The organism is Dietzia sp. DQ11-71 (genome assembly GCF_014144995.1).
GTDB classification, from domain to species: Bacteria; Actinomycetota; Actinomycetes; order Mycobacteriales; family Mycobacteriaceae; genus Dietzia; species Dietzia kunjamensis.
In genome coordinates, this window is record NZ_JAALDT010000053.1 from 1 (window position 1) to 6,456 (window position 6,456).

The 6,456-nt window shown below is 68.8% G+C and carries 7 protein-coding genes; 6 read left to right on the top strand and 1 reads right to left on the bottom strand.

Translation table 11 applies throughout. The features are described from left to right. The first annotated feature begins 365 nt into the window (after window positions 1-365). The 5 genes from rpsB to G6023_RS02105 all read left to right on the top strand — a co-directional run bounded on the left by rpsB (window position 366) and on the right by G6023_RS02105 (window position 4,786). Entirely contained in the window at window positions 366-1,262 is an 897-nt protein-coding gene (rpsB, locus tag G6023_RS02085) for a 30S ribosomal protein S2 (RefSeq protein WP_132061110.1), read from the top strand. Between the two features lie 205 nt (window positions 1,263-1,467). After that, the gene (gene tsf, locus G6023_RS02090; protein WP_069389369.1) at window positions 1,468-2,292 is read left to right on the top strand and encodes a translation elongation factor Ts; all 825 of its coding nucleotides are present in this window, start codon (window positions 1,468-1,470) and stop codon (window positions 2,290-2,292) included. A 241-nt stretch (window positions 2,293-2,533) separates the two neighbouring features. Then, a complete protein-coding gene (pyrH, locus tag G6023_RS02095) occupies window positions 2,534-3,259 on the top strand; it encodes a UMP kinase (protein WP_067717617.1) in 726 nt (241 codons plus the stop codon). A gap of 50 nt (window positions 3,260-3,309) precedes the next feature. Then, complete coding sequence (gene frr, locus G6023_RS02100) at window positions 3,310-3,867, top strand: ribosome recycling factor (protein WP_067717618.1); 558 nt, start codon at window positions 3,310-3,312, stop codon at window positions 3,865-3,867. A gap of 40 nt (window positions 3,868-3,907) precedes the next feature. Continuing rightward, the gene (locus G6023_RS02105; protein WP_067717620.1) at window positions 3,908-4,786 is read left to right on the top strand and encodes a phosphatidate cytidylyltransferase; all 879 of its coding nucleotides are present in this window, start codon (window positions 3,908-3,910) and stop codon (window positions 4,784-4,786) included. Window positions 4,787-4,878: 92 nt separating this feature from the next. Here G6023_RS02105 and G6023_RS02110 read toward each other — a convergent pair whose 3' ends face one another. Next, the gene (locus G6023_RS02110) at window positions 4,879-5,304 is read right to left on the bottom strand and encodes a LapA family protein (protein ID WP_132061113.1); all 426 of its coding nucleotides are present in this window, start codon (window positions 5,302-5,304) and stop codon (window positions 4,879-4,881) included. A gap of 84 nt (window positions 5,305-5,388) precedes the next feature. Between G6023_RS02110 and rlmN the strand changes: the two genes are divergently transcribed. After that, window positions 5,389-6,456, top strand: a 1,068-nt coding sequence (rlmN, locus tag G6023_RS02115) for a dual-specificity RNA methyltransferase RlmN (protein WP_182633952.1), incomplete at its 3' end; no start/stop codon positions are given.

The window sequence follows — 6,456 nt, forward strand, 5'->3', positions numbered from 1 at the left end:
CGGGAGCCCCCGCGCACGGGCGGAGCCACGACCGCGGTGCGCGGTGCCCGGATACCGGTCGGGTGGGCCGTCTTGGAGGGGCGCGCCCGAGGGGTTATGCTTCCGGTGCGGTCGACTCTGCGTCGATCGACTTCGCGTGTCCTGCGGCAGCCCGGTTCCCGGGAGCCGCATCCGGGCCCCGGGGCCATGAGCCCCGGCCCCCCGGACGCCGGACCAGCAGGTGCCCCGCCCGACGGGGGTCCGGCCCGGCGCGGACACCAGGGCCCGCGGCCACCCGGCTCGAGGGCGAAACCCGATACATAGAAAGCGAGGACGAGGGCCTCGCGGTCCGGCTGCTTCCAAGCCGGACGAGCCCTCAACCCATCATGGCAGTCATCTCCATGAAGCAGCTGCTCGACGCAGGTGCCCACTTCGGCCACCAGACCCGCCGCTGGAACCCGAAGATGCGTCGGTTCATCTTCACCGACCGCAACGGCATCTACATCATCGACCTGCAGCAGACCCTGACGTACATCGACCAGGCGTACGAGTTCGTCAAGGAGTCCGTCGCCCACGGCGGCACCGTCCTGTTTGTCGGCACCAAAAAGCAGGCCCAGGAGGCCATCGCCGAGGAGGCCGCCAAGGTCGGTATGCCGTACGTCAACCAGCGTTGGCTGGGTGGCATGCTCACCAACTTCCAGACCGTGCACCAGCGGCTCGTCCGCCTCAAGGAGCTTGAGTCCATGGAGCAGTCGGGCGGATTCGAGGGTCGCACCAAGAAGGAAATCCTCATGCTCACGCGTGAGAAGAACAAGCTCGAGCGCACGCTCGGCGGTATGCGTGACATGAGCAAGGTCCCCTCCGTGGTGTGGGTCGTCGACACCAACAAGGAGCACATCGCCGTCGGCGAGGCCCGCAAGCTGAACATCCCCGTCGTCGCGCTGCTCGATACCAACTGTGATCCGGACGTCGTCGACTACCCGATCCCGGCGAACGACGACGCCATCCGCTCGGTCACCGTGTTGACCCGCGTCATCGCCTCCGCCGTCGCCGAGGGCCTCAAGGCCCGCTCGCAGGCCGGCAAGGCCACCGGCGAAGAGGCCGAGCCGCTCGCAGAGTGGGAGACCGAGCAGCTGGACCAGGTCACCGGCGCCGCCACGGCAGAGCGTGCCGAGGCACCCGCCGAGGTCACCGGCACCGAGTCCCCCGTGGCCGAGGCCCCCGAGGCCGACGCCCAGGAGATCGCGGCCGCCACCTCCGAGGCGCCGGCCACCGAGGCCTGATCCTCACCACCAGCTCGAGCACCGTCGGGCCCGGCCGCCCACGATCCCCACGGGGATCATCCGGGGGCCGGGCCCGAGGTGTCGGAGGCGGTGGGCGGACCATCCACCGACGCCCCGGCGTCTAGGGTGGAGGCGATCGCCCGCCGACCGACTCAGAACACTTTTCCGACAGATCACGAACCCCTTTAAGGAGGGTCGCCCCACCATGGCGAACTACACCGCTGCCGACGTCAAGCGTCTGCGTGAGCTCACCGGCTCCGGGATGATGGACTGCAAGAAGGCTCTGGAGGAGACCGACGGCGACTTCGACAAGGCCGTCGAGGTGCTGCGCATCAAGGGCGCCAAGGACGTGGGCAAGCGCGCCGAGCGCACCACGGCCGAGGGCCTGGTCGCCATCAAGGACGGCGTCATGATCGAGCTCAACTCCGAGACCGACTTCGTCGCCAAGAGCGCCGAGTTCATCGCACTGGCCGACAAGATCGTCGAGGTCGCCGCGGCCCAGGGGATCTCCGACCTCGACGCGCTGAACGCCGCCGAGCTCGACGGCACCACCGTGGCCGACTCGGTCGTCTCCTTCTCCGCCAAGTCCGGCGAGAAGCTCGTCCTGCGCCGTGTGGGCAAGCTCGACGGTCCCGTGGCCGTCTACCTCCACAAGCGTTCCTCCGACCTGCCGCCCGCCGTCGGCGTCATGGTCGCCTACTCCGGTGAGGGCGAGGCCGCCGAGGCCGCCGCGCGCTCCGCCGCGATGCAGGTCGCCGCTCTGAAGGCGCAGTACGTGTCCCGCGAGGAGGTGCCCGCCGACATCGTCGCCAAGGAACGCGAGATCGCCGAGGCCACCGCCCGCGAGGAGGGCAAGCCCGAGCAGGCGCTGCAGAAGATCGTCGAGGGTCGACTCAACGGCTTCTACAAGGATGTTTGCCTGCTCGACCAGCCGTCGGTGACCGACAACAAGAAGACCGTCGGTGCCCTGCTGGACGAAGCCGGCGCCTCGGTCTCGGCCTTCCTGAGGTTCGAGGTCGGCCAGGCCTGACCACGGCCCGAACCCGCCGTTGCGGGTTCCCGAACGACGGCGGTACCCGGTACTCCGGGTACCGCCGTCGGCGTTCGTACGGCCGGGTGTGCCCGTACCCGGCGGGCTGGAGTGTGGCGGCCGTGGCGATAGGGCAGAATGAACCCGGTCCCACCACGGACCACACGCCACTCCGGCCAATCGACGTCGGGGGTGTGAACGCGCGCGACACGGGCTGGATCCGCCCGGGACGAGGAGAGGGATGACCGACCCGCGGGACGGCTACAAACGTGTGATGCTCAAGCTCGGCGGTGAGATGTTCGGCGGCGGCGGCGTGGGGATCGACCCGGACGTCGTGCAGTCCGTCGCCCGGCAGATCGCCGATGTGTCCCGGACGGGGGCGCAGATCGCGATCGTGATCGGTGGAGGCAACTTCTTCCGGGGTGCTCAGCTGCAGCAGCGAGGACTCGACCGGGCGCGCAGCGACTACATGGGGATGCTCGGCACCGTCATGAACTGTCTGGCCCTGCAGGACTTCCTCGAGCAGGAGGGGGTGTCGACGCGGGTCCAGACCGCCATCCACATGGGGCAGGTCGCGGAGCCGTACATCCCACTGCGCGCGGAACGACACCTGGAGAAAGGCCGCGTCGTGATCTTCGGGGCCGGGATGGGCATGCCCTACTTCTCGACCGATACCACCGCAGCCCAGCGCGCACTGGAGATCAAGGCCGACGTGCTGCTCATGGCCAAGGCGGTGGACGGCGTCTACACGGACGACCCCCGTACCAATCCCGACGCCGAGCTCTTCAGCCGGATCGAGCACCGCGAATGCCTCGAGCGGGGCCTGAAGGTAGCTGATGCCACGGCGTTCAGCCTCTGCATGGACAACGACATGCCCATCCTCGTGTTCAACCTCCTCACCGAGGGCAACATCGCGCGCGCCGTCGCCGGTGAGCAGATCGGGACGCTGGTGGCCAGCACGGCCTGACACGTCCTCGACCCGACCACCGACACCGACCCCAACGAAAAGGGACAGACATGATCGACGACACTCTGCTCGAGGCCGAGGACAAGATGGAGAAGGCGATCGAGCACGTTCGCGACGAGCTCTCCGCCATCCGCACCGGCCGCGCCAACCCGGGCATGTTCAACCGCGTGTTCTGTGAGTACTACGGGAGCATGACTCCCATCACCCAGATGGCGACCATCTCGGCACCCGAGCCGCGCATGCTCATCATCAAGCCGTACGAGATGTCGCAGATCGGTCCGATCGAGAACGCCATCCGCAACTCGGATCTGGGCGTCAACCCGACCAACGACGGCCAGGTCCTCCGCGTGACCGTGCCGCAGCTCACCGAGGAACGGCGTCGCGATCTGGTCAAGCAGGCCAAGGCCAAGGCCGAGGACGGACGCATCGCGGTCCGTGGCGTCCGGCGCAAGGCGATGGACGAGCTCAAGCGGATCGACAAGGACGGCGAGGCCGGCGAGGACGAGGTCAACGCCGCGGAGAAGGAGCTGGACAAGCTCACCCAGCGATTCGTCGGCGAGGTGGACGAACTCGTCAAGGCCAAGGAAGGCGACCTGATGGAGGTCTGACCTCCGCGACACCCATCACCCGAGAACCGAGGAGTATGCCGTGGACCCCGCACCCCAGGGCCCGCCCGGGCCCACCGCCGCGGCCGCCGCACCTCCGTCGCGCGCCGGCCGTGACCTGACCCGGGCGATCCCGGTCGGGGTCGGCCTGGGCGCGCTCGTTATCGCCAGTATCGCCTTCACCCCCCGCGCGTGGTATCTGGTCGCCGCTGGCGCCGTCGCCGTCGGCACCTGGGAGGTCTTCAAACGCCTACGGCAGGCCCGGTTCGCGCTTCCCCTGTTCCCGCTGCTCGCAGGCGGGCAGGCCATGGTCTGGGCGGGTTACCTCAACGGGGCGGAAGGCGCGTTCGCCGCGTTCGCCGTCACCGGCGTGGTCGTCCTGGTCTGGCGTCTGCTCATGGCCGGTCTGACCACCGCACCGAAGAACTACATGCGCGACGTGTCGGTCGCGGTGTTCGTGTTGGTGTGGATCGCGGTTCCGGGAGCCCTCGGCGCGATGCTGTCGGACGGTGACTACGGCGCGCAACGGGTCGTGGCCCTCATCCTGCTGGTCGTGTGCTCCGACGTCGGGGGGTACGTGGCCGGGGTGCTCTTCGGTAAGCACCCCATGGCCCCGGCGATCAGCCCCAAGAAGTCCTGGGAGGGATTCGCCGGGTCGATCCTGTTCGCCACGGTCGGTGGCGCACTCGTGGTCGCCCTGCTCTTCGACGACAGCATCTGGAAGGGCCTGTTGCTCGGCGTCCTGACGGTCTTCACCGCGACGCTGGGCGACCTGGTGGAATCCCAGGTGAAGCGGGACCTCGGAATCAAGGACATGGGCACGCTCCTGCCGGGGCACGGCGGATTCATGGACCGCCTCGACTCCGTGCTGCCCACCGCGGTGGTCGTCTGGGTCATCTTCACCTACGTCGTGCCGACCTGAGTCGTCGACCACCTCCGTTGGCACGGGTGACGTCGGCACGGGGCGAAGCCGCGAAGTGAGCGGACCGTCCGACCCGCGCCGGGGGTCGCGCGTCAGTGTCGGGCGGTCAGTTTGCGCGCCTTGCGTGCGCGCATCCGCAGCTGGAGGATCCGGAAGCCGGCGAACAGGGCCATGATCAACGCGCCGGCGATCGCGGCGAAGAGGATCAGCACCCCAAGCGGGAGGGTGAACTCCAACCCGAGAAAACGGACGTCGGTCGAGGTCGTGTTCTGCGCGATGAAGATCAACAGCAGGATGGTGACGAGCGCGCCCAGGACCAGACCCACCCACGCGGAGCCCAGAAGTCCCCCCGACGAATCGGGGACAGCATCCTGCTCGTGGGTGCGTGTCGCAGGGGTCGACTCGTCGGCGGGAACGAGGGTGGAGTCCGCGTGGGTGTCCTCGAGGGGGATCTCGTCGCGCCCCTCGACGGGGGCGGCGTGACGACGGTCTGTCGGGTCGTGTGATCGCTGTGCCATACCTGGACTGTATGCGCTGGCGGCGTCGGACGGCACCGCTCGCGATGTGTTGCGGTCGCCCGTTTCTGACACAATGGCCGCATCATGGCTGAACCTCTCCCGCTCGTTTTTGACGCCCCCCGCCGAGGGCTGCCCCCTCGTCACTTCGCCGACCTCGACGCCGACGGTCGCGAGGCGGCGATGGGTGAGCTCGGAGTTCCCGCATTCCGCGGCAAGCAGCTGGCCAACCAGTACTTCGGGCGCCTCGAGGCGGACACCCGCGAGATGACCGACCTGCCGGCCGGCCTGCGGGAGAAGGTCGGAGAAGAACTGTTCCCCTCGCTGACCTCGTCGCTACGACACGTCACCACCGACGAGGGCACCACGCGCAAGACCCTGTGGAAGCTGCACGACGGTTCGCTGGTCGAGAGCGTTCTCATGCGTTACCCCGACCGGGCGACCGTGTGCATCTCGAGTCAGGCCGGGTGCGGGATGGCGTGCCCGTTCTGCGCAACGGGGCAGGGCGGTCTGCAACGCAACCTCTCGGCAGCCGAGATCCTGGAGCAGGTCAGGGTCGCCGCCCGCGCCATGCGCGACGGTGAGATCCCGGGCGGGCCGGGGCGACTGTCCAACGTCGTGTTCATGGGCATGGGGGAGCCGCTCGCCAACTACAAGCGCGTCATGACCGCCGTGCGAGGCATCATCGCCCCGCCGCCGTCGGGATTCGGTCTGTCGCAACGCGCGGTCACCGTGTCGACGGTGGGCCTGGTCCCCGCCATCCACAAGCTGGCCGAGGAGGGGCTCCAGGTCACCCTCGCGGTGTCCTTGCACACCCCGGACGACGAACTCCGGGACACCCTGGTGCCCGTCAACAACCGGTGGCCGGTCTCGGAGGTCATGGACGCGGCCCGCCACTACGCCGATGCCACGGGGCGGCGGGTGTCCATCGAGTACGCGCTGATCCGTGACGTCAATGATCAGACCTGGCGGGGCGAGATGCTCGGTCGACTGCTCGCCCAGCGTCTCGGGCCCATGGCGCACGTGAACCTCATCCCGCTCAACCCGACGCCGGGCAGCGAGTGGGACGCCAGCCCCCGCCATCAGCAGGACGCCTTCGTCGCCGCCGTGCGCGCGGCCGGGGTCTCGTGCACGGTGCGCGACACCCGCGGCCAG